Origin of the sequence: Lactococcus formosensis (assembly GCF_037892375.1) — a bacterium.
Taxonomy (GTDB): Bacteria; Bacillota; Bacilli; order Lactobacillales; family Streptococcaceae; genus Lactococcus; species Lactococcus formosensis.
In genome coordinates this window covers 529,284-545,152 of sequence record NZ_CP141721.1, presented here as the reverse complement: position 1 = coordinate 545,152, position 15,869 = coordinate 529,284, and the positions used below count along the sequence as shown (strand labels likewise).

Genomic DNA, 15,869 nt, shown 5'->3' with positions numbered 1-15,869 from the left:
GCTCAGGTTTTTTATTTATCTTCGGAAAAGACGCTTCAATAAGGAAACAATTAAAAAAAGTGCAACGAAGATCAAGGTAATCGCAGAACTTGCAGGTGCATTGAAATAATAAGAAATTATTAATCCACTGTTCATACCAATAAATCCAATGATGACCGACCAGATGAGTACGGTTTTAAAGGATTTTCCAATAAGCATAGAAACACTAGCAGGTAAAACCATGATTGCGGAAACCAGTAGGGCGCCACAGGCTGGGATCATCAAGGCAATTGCCAGCCCAGTCACGATATTAAAAATCATTGACATGGCTCGGACAGGAAGGCCATCTACTAATGCGGTATCTTCATCAAAAGTCATTACATAAAGTGGACGGAGGAAGAAGATAAATCCAGCAAGAACAATCAGAGCGATGATGTAGAGCATTACAACTTGTGGGGTAGCAATAGTTACAATAGAACCAAAAAGGTATTGGTCGATACTAATGCTGGTTTTACTTCCTGCCACATTGATAATAAACATGGCTAAAGCGAGCCCAGCAGACATTAAAATAGCCGTTGCGAGCTCAAGGTAATTTTTATAGACAGTCCGGAGAAATTCCATAAAGATAGCAGCAATAATAACGACAATTAAAGTTGTCCACGTAGGATTTAAACTAAAGAGGACTCCGAAAGCAACACCTGCTAGAGAAACGTGCGAGAGTGTATCAGAGAGTAAGGACTGACGACGAAGGACAAGGAAAACACCGAGAAGTGGTGCAAAGAGTGAGATGGCTGTTGTCGCCAGTAAGGCGTTACGCATAAAGTCATAAGAGAGGATTTCAAGCATTAGCTTTTACCTCCTTTTTCATTTTTCCATTAGGAGTGCCATGGACTTCAAAACATTCAAATTTTCCATTTTTGTCTCGAGCGAGATGGATGTTTCGGTCCATGTATTTTTTAACAGAATCAGGATCGTGTGTAACCATGAGGACGCTTTTACCATGCTCATGTGCAGCATGAGCCATGAGCTCGTAAAAGGCTTCTGTGGTTACATCGTCCATGCCGACAGTTGGTTCATCCAGAACAAATACATCAGGGTCAGAAGCGAACGTACGGGCAATGATGATACGTTGCTTTTGTCCACCGGAAAGTTCTCCGATTTTTTTATGGCGAAAATCCCACATGCCTACAGCATTAAGCGCAGCTTCCACGTGTTCCTCATCATGTGCATTAAGTTTACGGAACCAACCTTTGCGTGGGTAGCGTCCAGAGCGAACAAATTCATGAACAGTTGAGGGAAAGCCTGCATTAAAACTTGAGATTTGTTGTGGGACGTAGGCGATACGTAAACGGCGATTTTGTGTGTCGTGGCGTGCGATGATGATTTTACCTGACTTCGGTTTTAAAATACCGAGCGTTATTTTGATTAGCGTTGACTTTGCAGCGCCGTTTTCTCCGGTCAAAGTTACGAACTCCCCCGGGTTAACGGAGTAACTCACATCTTCTAAAACAGGATTGTTGTCATAATAAAAGCTTACATTTTGAACATCAATATAAGGCATAATTTTTATTTACTTTCTAAACTACTTAAATTTTTCAGCAAGTTGATGAAGAAAGTCTTGGATTACTTTTTGTTCATCTTCTGTATATTTCTGTGTAAGTTGCTGATAACTGTCTAGTGTTGCCTCGTGATGTGCAGCGTGTTCACGTGCAATGGGCAGTGCTTTTTCTGTTAGATTCCATAAAACAACACGTTCATCGGTCTCACTTTTGGTGGGCGATATAAGTTCTAAATCTTGTAACTTTTTTAAAGCTTTGGTGATGGCAGCAGGGGAAACCGAGAGGGTTTCTGCCATCCGAGCATTTGTTGTTGGTTCTCCGTTCAGGAGCATCAGGAGGTGTTCTTGAGTAGAAGTTAATTTAATATCACTCTGACACTTTCCGAGAAGAATTTCGTGCTTGTTTTCAGCAAATTGCATGACTTGAGATAAAAATTGATCAATTTGGGTTTCTAAATTTGTATGCATAATCCCTCTCCTTTCGTTTACTGGTTAATGATAACACGCCTCCTATTAAATGTCAACCGGTTAATATTAAAACAGAAAGAAAAATAAAGGAAAAAAATAAATAGAGGACTTGTTATTTGTCAGTCAGTGTGCTATAATATATCAGTCCGACTTTTTAGATACACTTGTATCTTTCGGGGATTTTTAAGGAGGTACTTTTGCTTGGCAAAAGATGATGTTATCGAAATTGAAGGTAAAGTAGTTGATACTATGCCGAATGCGATGTTCACTGTTGAACTTGAAAATGGTCACAAAGTTTTGGCGACGATTTCTGGAAAAATTCGTAAGAATTATATCCGTATCCTGCCTGGCGACCGCGTGCAAGTGGAAATGTCACCATATGATTTGACACGTGGACGCATTACCTACCGTTTTAAATAACCTGGACATTCATTGAGTGCGAAAGCACAGTAACCATAGAAAGGAAGACACAATGAAAGTAAGACCATCAGTTAAACCAATCTGCGAATACTGTAAAGTAATTCGTCGTAACGGTCGTGTTATGGTAATTTGCCCTGTAAATCCAAAACATAAACAACGTCAGGGATAGAAAGGAACTATTAAATTATGGCTCGTTTTGCTGGAGTTGATATTCCAAACGAAAAACGTATCGTTATTTCATTGACATACGTTTACGGTGTTGGACTTCAAACTGCTAAAAAAGTGCTTGCTGCTGCAGGTGTTTCAGAAGATGTACGTACTAAAGATCTTACATCTGATCAAGAAGACGCAATTCGTCGTGAACTTGACGGCTTGAAACTCGAAGGAGATCTTCGTCGTGAAGTAAACCTCAACATCAAACGCTTAATGGAAATTGGTAGCTACCGTGGTATGCGTCACCGTCGTGGACTTCCTACACGTGGACAAAACACAAAAAACAACGCACGTACTCGTAAGGGTCCTGCTAAAGCTATCGCTGGTAAGAAAAAATAATCTAGAAAGGAGTTAAAATGGCAAAAATTACTCGTAAACGTCGTGTGAAAAAGAATATTGAAACTGGTATCGCCCACATTCAATCAACTTTTAACAACACTATCATTATGATTACTGACGTTCATGGTAACGCTCTTGCTTGGTCATCTGCAGGCTCACTTGGTTTCAAAGGTTCTAAAAAATCTACACCATTCGCTGCACAAATGGCATCTGAAGCTGCTGCTAAAGCTGCTCAAGAGCAAGGGTTGAAAACAGTATCTGTTACAGTTAAAGGTCCTGGTTCAGGTCGTGAATCTGCAATCCGTGCACTCGCGGCTGCTGGTCTTAACGTAACTTCTATTAGTGATGTGACTCCTGTACCTCACAATGGTGCACGTCCTCCAAAACGTCGTCGTGTATAATCGTTAGTGAGTTGCAAAATCACTTTACTTTTCTTTTAGAGGAGACTATACATGATTGAGTTTGAAAAACCAAAAATTATTAAATTTGACGAAACAGAATTTTACGGTAAGTTTGTAGTAGAGCCGCTTGAACGTGGTTATGGTACAACTTTAGGTAATTCTTTGCGTCGCGTTCTCTTGTCTTCATTGCCTGGGTCTGCTGTTACTTCAATCCAAATTGAAGGTGTTCAACACGAATTCGCAACAATCCCTGGTGTACGTGAAGATGTGGTCCAAATCATCCTTGCTATTAAAGGACTTGCGATCAAATCTTACGTTGAAAATGAAAAACAAATTGAGCTTGACGTTACTGGACCTATGACAGTAACTGCAGGTGACATTTTGACAGATAGTGATATCGAAATTGTCAACAAAGACCATTATCTTTTCTCTATCGCAGAAGGTCATTCTATGCGTGCTGTGATGACAGTAAACAAAGGTTACGGATATGTTCCTGCTGACGAAAACAAAGTCGAAGGTGCACCTATCGGTACAATTGCTGTGGACTCAATTTACACACCAGTTAGCAAAGTTAACTATCAAGTAGAACCAGCTCGTGTAGGTGGTGATGCATCTTACGATAAATTGACTTTGGAAATCACTACTAACGGCACAATCGTTGCTGACGATGCTTTGTCTCTCTCTGCGAAGATTTTGACAGATCACTTGAACTTGTTTGTTGACTTGTCAGAAACAGCTTCAGAATCTGAAACTCTCGTGGCTAAAGAAGAAGTTAAAACAGAACGTGTTCTCGATAAAATTATCGAAGAAATGGACTTCTCAGTTCGTGCTTATAATGGTTTGAAACGCGCTGGAATCAATACCGTAGCTGATATTGTGGAAATGAGTGAAGCTGACATGATTAAAGTCAAAAACCTCGGTCACAAATCAGTAGAAGAAGTCAAGGTTAAATTGACTGACTTGGGCTTGGAGCTCAAAAAACGAAAATAATACAGGAGGAAAAAAATGGGTTACCGTAAACTTGGACGCACATCTTCACAACGTAAAGCTATGCTTCGTGATTTGACAACTGATCTTATCATCAACGAAACAATCGTTACAACTGAAGCTCGTGCTAAAGAAATCCGTAAAACAGTTGAAAAGATGATCACTCTTGGTAAACGTGGTGACTTGCACGCTCGTCGTCAAGCAGCAGCTTACGTTCGTAACGAAATCGCTATTAAAGATTTCAACGAAGAAACTGAAACTTTCCCAACTGCACTTCAAAAATTGTTCGACGATATTGCTAAACGCTACGAAGGCCGTAACGGTGGTTACACTCGTATCTTGAAAGTTGAACCACGTCGTGGTGATGCTGCCCCTATGGCAATCATCGAGCTTGTTTAAGAGAGTTCGGATTTAAATATTATATAAGATTACTTATTGAGTGTTATGATGATGGCGCTGTGTTTGAGTTGACGTATAAACGTCGAGTAGCACTGCTTAGTCTAGCTCTGTCTGCCGAAATATTTATTTCGGTAGTTCACTCAATATGTTTTTTTTTTTTGCTTTTTATAAAAAAATTTTTGTCTCTTTTATGTGAAGGGGCTTTTTTTAACTGTGAAATTTAAAATAGTAGAAAATTCTTTCCTTTGATATGGTATAATCAAATTATGGACTACGAACTTAGGAGAGGATATAGTGTCTGTTGTAGTGTGGAATGATTGTAATAAATCACGAGGACGCTTTTTTGTTAAGGACGTATGAATAGGAATTTATGAAAAAAAGGAATATCATTTGTGAAAAAATATAAAAAAATACTCATGCTTAGCGCTCTCTTTTTATCGTCCACACAAGGAACCTTGGTAGGTGCCAGTGAACTTATAGCAACAAATATGGACAGTAGTGCCCCGATATCGAGTAACGGACAAGAAGAGGTAGAAGCTTCTAGTAGTTTAGAAGAAAGTTCTGAAAATAGCTCTACTGCTGATAGCTCTCTTGAAGAAAGTGGTTCTGAAAGTGACCATCAGAGTTCTCACTCTTCAGACAAGGAAACTGAAGAAATAGGGACAACTCCAGGAAACACAACCGAAAAACCAGAGGAGAAAAATAACGAGAAGGAAGTGAGCAAGAAGCCGGTTGCCCAAGAGTATTTCTCACGCAAAAATCTCCCGAGAGTGGGTGTCAGTCTTAAACAATTACCAGTAAAAAATTCGGGGTCTCCTTTTAGAGATATCTCACAGTCAATGTTCAAAAATAACATCAACTGGATTTATGGACGTGGCATTACGACAGGCTATACACCAACCACCTATAACCCTAATGCAAAAGTAACACGCGGAGAGATGGCTGTGTTTCTACACCGCTTGGCAGGAGCTCCAGCATACAAAGCACCTTTCAATGTTTATACAGACGTTAGTCAGTATAAAAACCAAATCCTTTGGTTGACAGCGACAACAGTATCCAATGGGACAGCCCCTCACTATAATCCTAATGGTAAGGTAACTCGTGGACAAATGGCGGCCTTTCTACACAGAATGGCAAAAGAATCAGGAAAAACCCCTGCTTCTGCAAAATATAATCCAAAATTTTGGGATGTCCAAAATCATATGTTTAAAAATGATATAGGCTGGCTAAGTTCAAAGGGGATAACGACAGGATATACAGCAACATCTTTTAAACCTGATGCGGATATTACCCGTGGAGAGATGGCCGCATTTCTCTATCGTTTCTATAGTGTTGTAGTGAATAATCAGAAGCTTCCTGCAGCACCTCAGCCATATGCTAATCAACCAATATATTATTCTCAGTTGGATGCAAGATGGAAGAATAACCGATTGAATGGCTCCAATGTAGGAGTTTCTGGGTGTGTGCCTACGAGTTTGGCTATGATTCTACGTGGAAGCTATGGACAAAATGTTGATCCAGGAATTGTTGCTAAAAAAGCAGATGCGATTAGCCAAGAGAGCTTTGGACTCTCAGGTAAGGATTTGATCAATACGGCGAAAGCTTATGGGCGTGGTGTAGAGGTTATTAGTAATATCAACCGAGCAGAAACTTTGCTCAGAGCAGGATATCCTCTCATCTTTTATATTAATGTGGGTATCGGTCATGCCGTTGTCGTTTCCGACTATGACGCCACTAATGGACGAGTAAATATTAATGATCCTTATGGGAAGCTATTTTATCCTTCAGGAAAAACAACTTTACGTGAATTATGGGGGCGCCCTAGTCAAGATGCTATGGATTGGAATGCAGGTCGTCCTGTATTTGCGATTAAGTAGGAGAAAACCATGAAAAAAATATCAGTAGTAGTTCTACTCGTTGTCAGTATGCTTGGTTTATCTGGATGTGGAAATCATCAAACAAATAATAAACCGCAGACGGATTCCAGTACAGTGGCAGGAAAAAGCAAAGAAAGTACAGAAACATCAAAAAGTGATGTAAGTGCAGACCAGTCTAAGCCAGAAAAAATACAAGAATCAACAAGTAAGGATAGTACCAGTACAGAGGCTTCCAAAGTATCTCCAGATCCCCAAGCTCCAGAAGCAGATCACACGATAAGAACTGAATCAGGCAGTACCACGGACTTAGGTCAAGCACGGATTGCACTTTATGAAGCGGGTATTGATTCCCACAGTATGACGGATAATGAAATTTTAACTGTCTGGGAACGATCAAAAGACAAGGACGAATTTGTAAAAAATGTAAAAGAACTTCTCGGACAATAACGTTGTTTAAAGCTAAAAATAAGCTGTACAGAGTGTCTTAGACTGTACTTCTCTAGTAAATATAATAAAAATGGTAGTTGTGACGACACTACCATTTTTATTATATTGAGTTATCATAAGGAAGATGTTTTAAAGATTTGAAAAATTCTTTGAGAAGAAAGGGAAACAGTCAGTGAACTCCGTCTTTTGATATGTTATAATCAGATAATAGGGAAAATAAAAAAGCCTCAAAAGGCTAAAATTTAGTCATGCCACTGAATGGAATCGAACCATCGACCTCCACCTTACCATGGTGTTGCTCTACCGACTGAGCTACAGCGGCTATATTTGTGTTTTCGCCCACTCGGAGAGCAACAGATGAGGATTTGCTTTGCAAATCTCTATCTACATATTGGAAGAAGTGCTTCCAACTCCACCGACTGAGCTATAGCGGCTTACAGTTAAACCATAATTATTTTAACAAAAATACGAATAAAAGTCTATAAGAATAATAGAAATGAGGACAGAAAAATAGCTAAAAAAAAATCAACATTTCTTTGTCAAGAATGTGGTTATAAATCAGTAAAAAAACTCGGACGTTGTCCCAATTGTGGCGCTTGGGGCTCCTTTGTGGAAGAAGTAGAAGTCCAAGAGGTAAAAAATCAGAGAGTAAGTTTGACAGGTCAGCACTCTAAACCCATGAAGTTAGATCAGGTTGAACTTTTTGATACACCGCGCGTGGAAACCGACCTAGATGAGTTTAACCGAGTCCTTGGAGGCGGTGTTGTTCCAGGAAGTCTTGTCCTTATTGGGGGCGATCCAGGGATTGGTAAATCGACTCTACTGCTTCAAGTATCTACACAACTTGCTTCAAGAGGGCGGGTCCTTTATGTGAGTGGGGAGGAGTCAGCTCAACAAATTAAGCTGCGTGCTGAGCGTTTGGGCGACATTGATACAGATTTTTATCTTTATGCCGAAACCAATATGCAAAGTATCCGAAATGAAGTGGAACGTCTACAGCCAGATTTTCTTATTGTAGATTCGATTCAAACTATCATGACGCCTGAAATTCAGAGTACCCAGGGTTCAGTTAGTCAAGTGCGTGAGGTGACAGGAGAATTAATGCAATTGGCCAAAACTAACGATATTGCGACTTTTATTGTGGGACATGTTACCAAGGAAGGGCAACTTGCAGGCCCACGTATGTTGGAACATATGGTTGATACCGTCTTGTATTTTGAAGGAGAACGCCAAAATACATTCCGAATTTTACGTGCGGTCAAAAACCGCTTTGGTTCAACAAATGAAATTGGAATTTTCGAGATGCAAGGCAGTGGTTTAGTGGAAGTAACCAACCCGAGTGAAGTCTTTCTGGAAGAACGTCTCGAGGGTTCTACCGGATCTGCTATTGTTTGTGCATTAGAAGGTACTCGTCCAATATTAGTTGAAATTCAAGCTTTGACTACACCAACCATGTTTGGGAATGCCAAACGTACAACCTCCGGTTTAGACTTTAACCGTGTGAGTTTAATCATGGCAGTACTTGAAAAGCGGGCCGGATTTCTTTTGCAGCAACAAGACGCTTACTTGAAGTCAGCAGGTGGCGTTAAATTGGATGAGCCTGCAATTGACTTAGCAGTTGCAGTAGCTATTGCTTCTAGCTACAAAGAAGAGCCAACAGATGCACGCGATTGCTTTATTGGTGAAATTGGCTTAACTGGTGAAATCCGTCGTGTCACACGCATGGAGCAACGTCTTAATGAAGCGAGTAAATTAGGTTTCCAAAAAGTTTATGCGCCTAAGAATAGCTTAGCAGGCGTAAATACTCCAGAAAACTTGAAAGTGGTTGGTGTGACAACTTTATCTGAATGTTTGAAAAAAGTATTTGGTTAAAAAAAGAGGCTTTGTGAGTCATTCTGTCATAATTGTAATGAGACAAACAGGTATCTTGTTATGATGTGTGATATAATTGACACAGAGCTTTTTAGTTATAAAAAAATAGAGGCTATGTATGGAAAGGAAGTCTTATGCGTCGTTGGATAATTCATGTTCTCATGGGTATTGTGGGTGCCTCTTTGGGTATCACAACTCTCCCTTGGGTATGGCACCTCTTTAGACAAGAGGGAAATGCTTTTAATCAGGAAATTGTAAATGGGTTAATTGGAGCAATTATTTTTGTTATTTTATCATTCTTTATGTCCAATTTGCTGATGCGAGCTTTGAAAAAACTAGATCAAAAAATCACGAGAGTCAATCTCTCAAAGATGGTGTTTAATTTTATTGGTGCCATTTTGGGTCTGACCGTAGGTGTGCTTTTAACCACTCCTCTCTCTTTACTCGGTATTCCAGTATTGAGTAACATTATTTCTTTTGTGCTTATTATTGGTCTGCTGTATCTAGGCTATACTGTTTTTGATAAGCGAGGGGATGAAATCTTTAAAATCGTTTTTCGTAAACGTAAAGAAGTCGCTGCAGTGGATAAGCCTCTTGTAAAAGAAGAGGTTCAAGTTCAACATGCTATGATTTTGGATACAAGTTCGGTCATTGATGGTCGTATTTTGGATGTTCTAAAAACAGGATTTATCAGTGATAAAGTTATCGTGCCGAATTTTGTATTGCTAGAGCTTCAACTTATTTCAGACAGTGCTGACCCACTGAAACGTGCCAAAGGTCGTCGAGGTTTAGATCTTGTAAACTCCCTGAAAGAGTTTGACAATGTGGAAATTTCAAACAAAGACTATAAGGACATACGTGAGGTTGACACTAAACTGCTTCGCTATGCCAGCGAAATCAGTGCAAAATTAGTTACAAACGACTTTAATTTGAATAAAGTCGCGGAAATCCAAGGCGTTATTGTCTTGAATATTAATGATCTCGCAAATGCTGTTAAGACACAGCTAGTGGTTGGAGAACAGATTGAAGTAACGATTATTCGTGAAGGTTCTGAACGTCAACAAGGTGTGGCTTATTTGCCGGATGGTACGATGATTGTCATTGAAGATACGGCCAAAATGATTGATCAAAAAGTTTTGGTTGAGGTCGCAAAAGTCTTGCAAACAAGTGCAGGACGTATGATTTTTGCTGAACTCGTTAATGCAAAATAGGGAGAAATATGTACTTTAAGCGCTTTTTACAACTTTTTCTGATCTACATACTAGCAGCACTTGTTCTTACTGGTATTGTTTCGACAAATTTTTTACAAAATAAAAGTTTAACTTTCGTTCTGGCTGTACTTGTCTCCTATACAGTATTAACCTTGCCTTTAGTCCTGTTGACTGTGTTGAAAACCAATAAAAAAGCAACTAGCGTTGGTGCGCAAGGTCAAGGGGGAAAGGTCAGACAAGTATTATCCGGCCTTCCTGGTTACCTCATTTTGAGTTGCCAAACAAAAGACGGCATGCAAGAAACGACAATCATGAGCTTTATCCAATCAGTACATGAAGAAAATGTATTTTATATGGTTGCTGATAAGCATGCCAGTAAGGTGCAAAACATCAAGGTCAGACCTCGGGTTTCTTTTACCACATGGTTTGACAGCTTGGAAAAAGGGGAGCGTTTATCCTCTAATCAGGTGGATGCCGAGATTTTAGAAGGTTTATCTGCAAAAGAAGTTGTTAAACATGAGCCAAATCTGCTTAAACTACATGAAAATGCGACAAATATGGCTATTATCAAACTTAAGATTCATTCCTTAGTCCATGAAAGTTTTAGAGATGGAGCTGAGATTATAGAATTTAAATGAAGTCCAAGGACTTCTTTTTATTTATGGAAAATTTTGATGTTTGCATATCTTTTTAGTTATAAAATGTCCTTTGTTATAATATAAGTAATAAAAAACTTATTTTTTTCTAATAAAAAATATAGAAAGGAGAAAAAAATGGAGAGGGACAGAAATAGGCTTTTGATTATCATCGCCTCGATTGCAGGAGTGGTCATCTTGGCTCTTGGAGGTTTGTACATCGCCCTTGACTTTATTGAGGAACAACAAGAGCGCCAACAACTCACGCATCAGCAGCAACCTCCACAACAAGCAGAAGATATGAATGTGATTGACATTGAGCCTCCCTTAGCAGAGCAACCACCGGTACAAGAAGAACCACCGCCACCTGCGCAAGATTTACCAGTAGCAGCCCCAGAACAGCTTCCTGCAGCAGGTCAGCAAGGTCGGCAGATAGGCCTGGACGAAGCACGAGCAATTGCGGAAAGGCACCTACAGTCACGAAATATTCAGGCTACTTTCCGTAATCATTCAGGCATTGATCGTGAGGCAGGAACACGTGTTTGGGAGCTTGAATACCGTGGAACAGATGGTCTTTCCCATGAGTTTTACATTGATGTCTATACGGGAGATATCGTAAAATTTGAGACAGGCGATTGGGATTGACAATTAAAAAGCAAACTTGAAAAAGTTTGCTTTTTTTTTGTTACATTAACAATAAAAATACGTATAAGTTCATAGTTGCAATAAAACTTTAGAAATGTTATTCTAAGTATGAAGGCGGTTACATTCTCGCTTTTATCGTATTATGGTTTTAAATAAAAAGGGGAAAAGCCCCGAACATATATCTATATGGAGGATAAATTTATGAAAATAGGTGTTCCAACAGAGATCAAAAAACACGAATATCGTGTAGGCCTTGCACCAGAATTCGCTGCAGCTTATGTTGCAGCTGGACATGATGTCTATATTCAAAAAGGAGCAGGTGAGGGGTCATCATATTCTGATGAACTTTACACAGCAGTTGGGTGTAATATCCTACCAACTGCCGAAGATATTTATGAAACAGCAGATATGATTATTAAGGTTAAAGAACCACTTGAACCAGAATATTCGTTGATGCGTGAGGGACAAATATTTTATACCTATTTCCACTTAGCAGCAGACAAAGCACTGACAAAAGCTGTTTTAGATAAGAAAATTGTCGCTATTGCTTATGAAACCATACGTGACCGTAATGGTGCTCTCCCAGCACTTAAACCAATGTCAGAAATCGCGGGGCGTCTATCTGTTCAAGAAGGTGCAAAGTATTTAGAACGTCCTTTTGGTGGACGGGGTGTTCTTCTTGGCGGAGTGACTGGCGTTCTTCCAGCAAATGTTCTTGTACTTGGTGGTGCCGGGGTTGTAGGGCGTAATGCTGTTGCAATGGCTGTTGGTATGCATGCAAATGTTACTGCTGTAGATGTAAATTTAGATGCTTTAACAGAACTAGATAAACTTTATGAGGGACGTGTAAATACTGTTTACAGTACAGATCACACAGTCAAAGATCTTATTTCAAAAGCAGACTTAGTGATTGGTGCAGCGCTTATCCCTGGTGCAGCAACACCTCAACTTATTCGTCGTGAACATCTGCCTTTGATGAAAAAAGGCGCAGTTATTGTCGATGTAGCGATTGACCAAGGGGGGACATGTCAAAGTTCTCATGTGACTTATCATGACAATCCTGTTTTTGAAGAAGAAGGTGTTATCCATTACTGTGTTGGTAATATGCCTGGTGCTGTTCCCGTAACTTCTACAGCTGCCTTAAATAATGCAACCCTTGCAAATGGTTTAGCTATAGCAAACAAAGGTTACAAAGAAGCTTTGAGAGCTAACCCAGGGCTTAAAGAAGGTTTAAATGCGGACCATGGTAAATTGACATGTAAACCTGTAGCTGACTTCTATAATATGGTTTACACAGATATTGATGAAGTCATAAGTGAATAAATAAAAAAACGCTGCTTAAGCAGCGTTTTTTCATAGAGGTAGAACCATGTTGTACCATGTTTCTCCTGCAAGTTGTGAGTCGGAAATTCCTTTAGAAACGAAACCATAGCGTTCGTAGTAAGGAATAAGGTTTTCTACACAAGTCAAGCTGATGCCTTGACGACTTTCCTCAGCTGCAGCTTCTTTCATCAAATCAAGCAATGTTGTAGCAATACCCAGTCCTTGGTATTCACTATCGACAGCAAGGCTGACGATAATTTGAAAGCGATCAGTCGGAAGACTTGCTTCTGTTTTTTCAAACATATCGTCTGTCAGGTAACATTTATCAGAAGTTGGGCCCACAAGGATACCGACCACCTTACCTTCTTCATTTCGAGCGACAAAAAAGCGCTCAGGAATGACTTGGATACGTTCTAACATTGAAGCGCGTGAGAGAACTTCATCCGCCGGGAAAGAAGTCTCTTCAATGTGCATCACATCATCAATGTCTGTGATTTTTGCTTTGTCATATGTAATTTTAGTCATATCTCTATTCTAACATGGTCCTCCTTGTCGAGTCAATGAAGCTTGTGTTTCTTTAATTACAGTATGATTTTATAATGACTCACTGTTAGAAACATTGCTCATAATATGGTAGAATAAAAAGGACCGAAACTAACAGGAGAAAAATATGTCTAATAACATTCGTGTGCGCTATGCACCATCACCCACAGGGCTTTTACATATTGGTAATGCCCGTACTGCACTTTTTAACTATCTTTTTGCGCGTCATTACAATGGAGATTTCATCATTCGTATCGAAGATACAGACCGTGAACGTCACGTAGAAGATGGGGAACGCTCTCAACTTGAAAACCTACGTTGGTTGGGGATTGACTGGGATGAAAGCCCAGAAACACATGAAAATTACCGTCAATCAGAACGTTTAGAACTTTATCAAAAATATATTGACCAACTTTTGAATGAAGGTAAAGCTTATTATTCTTATAAAACACCAGAAGAGCTTGAAGCTGATCACGAAGCACAAGAAGCAGCAGGTGTTGCACCTCATTATGTTAATGAATATGCAGGGATGACAGAAGCTGAGAAAGAGGCTTATGTTGCAGAACGTAAAGCTGCAGGGATTACACCAGTTGTTCGTATTTCTGTAAATGAAACAGCCATCTACAAATGGACAGATATGGTTAAAGGCGATATCGAATTTGAAGGTGGGAATATAGGTGGTGATTGGGTTATTCAAAAACGCGATGGTTATCCAACTTACAACTTTGCCGTAGTAGTAGATGATCATGATATGCAAATTTCACACGTTATTCGTGGTGATGATCATATTGCGAATACACCGAAACAGTTGATGGTTTATGAAGCTTTAGGATGGGAAGCACCTGTCTTTGGCCATATGACATTAATTATTAACTCTGAAACAGGTAAAAAGTTGTCGAAACGTGATACTAACACGCTTCAATTTATCGAAGATTACCGTAAAAAAGGTTTCATGGCAGATGCAATCTTCAACTTTATTGCTCTCTTAGGATGGAACCCAGGGGGAGAACAAGAAAAATTCAGCCCAGAAGAACTTGTGAAACTTTTTGATGAAAAACGTTTGAGTAAATCTCCAGCAGCGTTTGACCAAAAGAAACTGGAATGGATGGACAACGAATACATCAAGCATGCAGAGTTTGAATCTGTCTTCGAATTGACAAAACCTTTCCTTGAAGAAGCTGGCCGTTTTGATGCGCGTGCAGAAGAACTGGTTAAACTTTATAAGCCGCAAATGAAGTATGCAGAAGAAATTCTTGAGTTAACAGATCTCTTCTTTGGTGAATTCCCAGAACTCACAGATGAAGCCCGTCAAATGATGGACTTGGAAACTTCACCCGTTGCGGTGGGTGCTTTCCGCGCGAAACTTGAAAACTTAGAAGATTTCACTGCCGAAAACATCTTCCCACTTTTCAAAGAAACGCAAAAAGAAACAGGTGTTAAAGGGAAAAATCTTTGGATGCCGATCCGTATAGCTGCCTCTGGTAGTATGCACGGTCCAGAATTACCTGAAACAATCGCTCTTTTAGGTAAAGAAAAAGTTCTTGAACATATGGCTCAATTCTTATAATAGAATAAAATAAAAAAACGCACGAGTTAAAGCTCGTGCGTTTTTTGTATGAATGAAATCAGGCGTTTGTTTTTTTGTGAATACTCTAAAGCTTCAATAAGTTGGTCATAAGGGATAATGTCCACAGCTTGGTTGAGGATTAAGTGTCCATCAACAACCAAGTTAGCTAAAGTTTGCAGACTTTTTTGCCACTCTTCAGGACTGAGTTTGGTATTCCAATGCCGCAGGTGAAAGATGCTGACGTCGATGGGAAGTTTGGCTAATTTTGCCCAATCTACCTGTTGACCTGAAAGTAGACCAAGCGCTTGAAACCTCCCACCTGATCGGACACAAGCAGCCAAATCAGTTCCTGCTTTTCCACCGACACAATCAATAGCAGCATCTACTTCTAAATTGATTAAGTTTGTGCGTAATTCATGAGCTCCACGCTCCTTTAAAAGTTTGTGTTTCTTATCATCTCGGGTAATAGCGATAAAGTCGAAGCCTAAGATGCGTGAAAGTTGGGCAAAGACTTGCCCAATAGCAGATCCTGCTGCATTAACAGCTAGTTTTTGCCCAGGATGAAGGTTCAGTACTTCTGTACAGAGAAGCCAAGCTGTCAGAGGATTAATATAGAGTTGGCTGGCAGATATTGAGTCTAAGCATTCAGGGATGACAAAAGTATGGGAAGCAGGGCATTTGACATAAGTTTGCCAAGTACCCTCTCCTTCCAAGGGTAAAACGCGTTGTCCGATAAGCTTTCGTGAAAGTGAGCTTCCGACATCGACTACTAGCCCAACTCCTTCATAGCCAGCAACAGCAGGTAAACTTATCCGATGGGCATAAGCGCCTGTCATCGGGATTAAATCCGAAGGATTTACCGGGGCATAGAGCATTTTTACAAGGAGTTCTTGAGGGTGTAAACTTGGTTGACACCTTTCTTTAAGGGTTAATACCTGATGAGGCAGCCCATAGCTTTCGTAAATGAATGACTTGTACATGGCTT

19 protein-coding genes and 1 tRNA gene are annotated in these 15,869 nt (G+C 39.8%); 14 read left to right on the top strand and 6 right to left on the bottom strand.

The genetic code is table 11. The features are described 5' to 3' along the window. Positions 1 to 15: 15 nt before the first annotated feature. From VNN39_RS02615 to VNN39_RS02605, 3 genes are read right to left on the bottom strand one after another with little or no spacing between them, the layout of a single operon-like run. Positions 16 to 825 (bottom strand): metal ABC transporter permease, encoded by an 810-nt coding sequence (locus VNN39_RS02615; RefSeq protein ID WP_165711789.1) that lies wholly within the window; start codon positions 823 to 825, stop codon positions 16 to 18. Then, a complete protein-coding gene (locus VNN39_RS02610) occupies positions 818 to 1,540 on the bottom strand; it encodes a metal ABC transporter ATP-binding protein (RefSeq protein WP_165711790.1) in 723 nt (240 codons plus the stop codon). The genes VNN39_RS02615 and VNN39_RS02610 overlap by 8 nt, the downstream gene beginning before the upstream one ends. 21 nt (positions 1,541 to 1,561) lie before the next feature. Beyond that, the gene (locus tag VNN39_RS02605; protein WP_338997816.1) at positions 1,562 to 2,005 is read right to left on the bottom strand and encodes a zinc-dependent MarR family transcriptional regulator; all 444 of its coding nucleotides are present in this window, start codon (positions 2,003 to 2,005) and stop codon (positions 1,562 to 1,564) included. Positions 2,006 to 2,206: 201 nt separating this feature from the next. Here VNN39_RS02605 and infA point away from each other — a divergent pair, with 201 nt between their 5' ends. The 8 genes from infA (at position 2,207) to VNN39_RS02565 (ending at position 7,088) form a co-directional block, all read left to right on the top strand. Then, positions 2,207 to 2,425 carry a translation initiation factor IF-1 gene (infA, locus tag VNN39_RS02600; protein ID WP_003133772.1) on the top strand — a complete coding sequence of 73 codons (219 nt, stop codon included), beginning with the start codon at positions 2,207 to 2,209 and terminating at the stop codon, positions 2,423 to 2,425. Between the two features lie 52 nt (positions 2,426 to 2,477). Then, positions 2,478 to 2,594, top strand: coding sequence for a 50S ribosomal protein L36 (gene rpmJ / locus VNN39_RS02595; RefSeq protein ID WP_014024193.1), 117 nt, complete (start codon positions 2,478 to 2,480; stop codon positions 2,592 to 2,594). 17 nt (positions 2,595 to 2,611) lie between these two features. Next, complete coding sequence (gene rpsM, locus VNN39_RS02590; RefSeq protein WP_003133773.1) at positions 2,612 to 2,977, top strand: 30S ribosomal protein S13; 366 nt, start codon at positions 2,612 to 2,614, stop codon at positions 2,975 to 2,977. Between the two features lie 17 nt (positions 2,978 to 2,994). Continuing rightward, positions 2,995 to 3,378 carry a 30S ribosomal protein S11 gene (gene rpsK / locus VNN39_RS02585; RefSeq protein WP_003133774.1) on the top strand — a complete coding sequence of 128 codons (384 nt, stop codon included), beginning with the start codon at positions 2,995 to 2,997 and terminating at the stop codon, positions 3,376 to 3,378. A gap of 51 nt (positions 3,379 to 3,429) precedes the next feature. Further along, the gene (locus VNN39_RS02580) at positions 3,430 to 4,368 is read left to right on the top strand and encodes a DNA-directed RNA polymerase subunit alpha (RefSeq protein WP_003133775.1); all 939 of its coding nucleotides are present in this window, start codon (positions 3,430 to 3,432) and stop codon (positions 4,366 to 4,368) included. A 15-nt stretch (positions 4,369 to 4,383) separates the two neighbouring features. Next, positions 4,384 to 4,764, top strand: a complete 381-nt coding sequence (rplQ, locus tag VNN39_RS02575) for a 50S ribosomal protein L17 (protein WP_003133776.1) — start codon at positions 4,384 to 4,386, stop codon at positions 4,762 to 4,764. A gap of 392 nt (positions 4,765 to 5,156) precedes the next feature. Further along, positions 5,157 to 6,641 carry an S-layer homology domain-containing protein gene (locus VNN39_RS02570; RefSeq protein WP_165711791.1) on the top strand — a complete coding sequence of 495 codons (1,485 nt, stop codon included), beginning with the start codon at positions 5,157 to 5,159 and terminating at the stop codon, positions 6,639 to 6,641. Positions 6,642 to 6,650: 9 nt separating this feature from the next. Beyond that, entirely contained in the window at positions 6,651 to 7,088 is a 438-nt protein-coding gene (locus VNN39_RS02565) for a hypothetical protein (protein ID WP_165713373.1), read from the top strand. 249 nt (positions 7,089 to 7,337) lie between these two features. Here the strand turns inward: VNN39_RS02565 and VNN39_RS02560 are convergent. Continuing rightward, a tRNA-Thr gene (locus tag VNN39_RS02560) sits at positions 7,338 to 7,410 on the bottom strand. A gap of 188 nt (positions 7,411 to 7,598) precedes the next feature. Between VNN39_RS02560 and radA the strand changes: the two genes are divergently transcribed. From radA to ald, 5 genes are all read left to right on the top strand, one after another. After that, on the top strand, positions 7,599 to 8,960 hold the full coding sequence (gene radA, locus VNN39_RS02555) for a DNA repair protein RadA (protein WP_338998082.1): 1,362 nt from the start codon (positions 7,599 to 7,601) through the stop codon (positions 8,958 to 8,960). 134 nt (positions 8,961 to 9,094) lie between these two features. Next, positions 9,095 to 10,171 (top strand): PIN/TRAM domain-containing protein, encoded by a 1,077-nt coding sequence (locus tag VNN39_RS02550; RefSeq protein ID WP_096368774.1) that lies wholly within the window; start codon positions 9,095 to 9,097, stop codon positions 10,169 to 10,171. An 8-nt stretch (positions 10,172 to 10,179) separates the two neighbouring features. Continuing rightward, positions 10,180 to 10,809 carry a pyridoxamine 5'-phosphate oxidase family protein gene (locus VNN39_RS02545; protein ID WP_213495779.1) on the top strand — a complete coding sequence of 210 codons (630 nt, stop codon included), beginning with the start codon at positions 10,180 to 10,182 and terminating at the stop codon, positions 10,807 to 10,809. Between the two features lie 135 nt (positions 10,810 to 10,944). Next, positions 10,945 to 11,451 carry a PepSY domain-containing protein gene (locus tag VNN39_RS02540; RefSeq protein WP_165711794.1) on the top strand — a complete coding sequence of 169 codons (507 nt, stop codon included), beginning with the start codon at positions 10,945 to 10,947 and terminating at the stop codon, positions 11,449 to 11,451. 201 nt (positions 11,452 to 11,652) lie between these two features. Beyond that, positions 11,653 to 12,774 carry an alanine dehydrogenase gene (ald, locus tag VNN39_RS02535; RefSeq protein ID WP_165711795.1) on the top strand — a complete coding sequence of 374 codons (1,122 nt, stop codon included), beginning with the start codon at positions 11,653 to 11,655 and terminating at the stop codon, positions 12,772 to 12,774. A gap of 30 nt (positions 12,775 to 12,804) precedes the next feature. Here the strand turns inward: ald and VNN39_RS02530 are convergent, their stop codons facing one another. Beyond that, on the bottom strand, positions 12,805 to 13,299 hold the full coding sequence (locus VNN39_RS02530; RefSeq protein WP_017368775.1) for a GNAT family N-acetyltransferase: 495 nt from the start codon (positions 13,297 to 13,299) through the stop codon (positions 12,805 to 12,807). Between the two features lie 145 nt (positions 13,300 to 13,444). Between VNN39_RS02530 and gltX the strand changes: the two genes are divergently transcribed. Continuing rightward, complete coding sequence (gene gltX, locus VNN39_RS02525; RefSeq protein WP_096368771.1) at positions 13,445 to 14,884, top strand: glutamate--tRNA ligase; 1,440 nt, start codon at positions 13,445 to 13,447, stop codon at positions 14,882 to 14,884. Between the two features lie 26 nt (positions 14,885 to 14,910). Here the strand turns inward: gltX and VNN39_RS02520 are convergent, their stop codons facing one another. After that, complete coding sequence (locus VNN39_RS02520; protein WP_165714265.1) at positions 14,911 to 15,864, bottom strand: zinc-dependent alcohol dehydrogenase family protein; 954 nt, start codon at positions 15,862 to 15,864, stop codon at positions 14,911 to 14,913. Positions 15,865 to 15,869: the final 5 nt, after the last annotated feature.

Coding starts and splice junctions, on each gene's coding strand:
- VNN39_RS02615 (WP_165711789.1), bottom strand. CDS start 825: ATGCTTGAAATCCTCTCTTATGACTTTATGCGTAACGCCTTACTGGCG.
- VNN39_RS02610 (WP_165711790.1), bottom strand. CDS start 1,540: ATGCCTTATATTGATGTTCAAAATGTAAGCTTTTATTATGACAACAAT.
- VNN39_RS02545 (WP_213495779.1), top strand. CDS start 10,180: ATGTACTTTAAGCGCTTTTTACAACTTTTTCTGATCTACATACTAGCA.
- gltX (WP_096368771.1), top strand. CDS start 13,445: ATGTCTAATAACATTCGTGTGCGCTATGCACCATCACCCACAGGGCTT.
- VNN39_RS02565 (WP_165713373.1), top strand. CDS start 6,651: ATGAAAAAAATATCAGTAGTAGTTCTACTCGTTGTCAGTATGCTTGGT.
- VNN39_RS02550 (WP_096368774.1), top strand. CDS start 9,095: ATGCGTCGTTGGATAATTCATGTTCTCATGGGTATTGTGGGTGCCTCT.
- rplQ (WP_003133776.1), top strand. CDS start 4,384: ATGGGTTACCGTAAACTTGGACGCACATCTTCACAACGTAAAGCTATG.
- rpsK (WP_003133774.1), top strand. CDS start 2,995: ATGGCAAAAATTACTCGTAAACGTCGTGTGAAAAAGAATATTGAAACT.
- VNN39_RS02605 (WP_338997816.1), bottom strand. CDS start 2,005: ATGCATACAAATTTAGAAACCCAAATTGATCAATTTTTATCTCAAGTC.
- VNN39_RS02580 (WP_003133775.1), top strand. CDS start 3,430: ATGATTGAGTTTGAAAAACCAAAAATTATTAAATTTGACGAAACAGAA.
- ald (WP_165711795.1), top strand. CDS start 11,653: ATGAAAATAGGTGTTCCAACAGAGATCAAAAAACACGAATATCGTGTA.
- VNN39_RS02520 (WP_165714265.1), bottom strand. CDS start 15,864: ATGTACAAGTCATTCATTTACGAAAGCTATGGGCTGCCTCATCAGGTA.
- rpmJ (WP_014024193.1), top strand. CDS start 2,478: ATGAAAGTAAGACCATCAGTTAAACCAATCTGCGAATACTGTAAAGTA.
- rpsM (WP_003133773.1), top strand. CDS start 2,612: ATGGCTCGTTTTGCTGGAGTTGATATTCCAAACGAAAAACGTATCGTT.
- VNN39_RS02530 (WP_017368775.1), bottom strand. CDS start 13,299: ATGACTAAAATTACATATGACAAAGCAAAAATCACAGACATTGATGAT.
- VNN39_RS02540 (WP_165711794.1), top strand. CDS start 10,945: ATGGAGAGGGACAGAAATAGGCTTTTGATTATCATCGCCTCGATTGCA.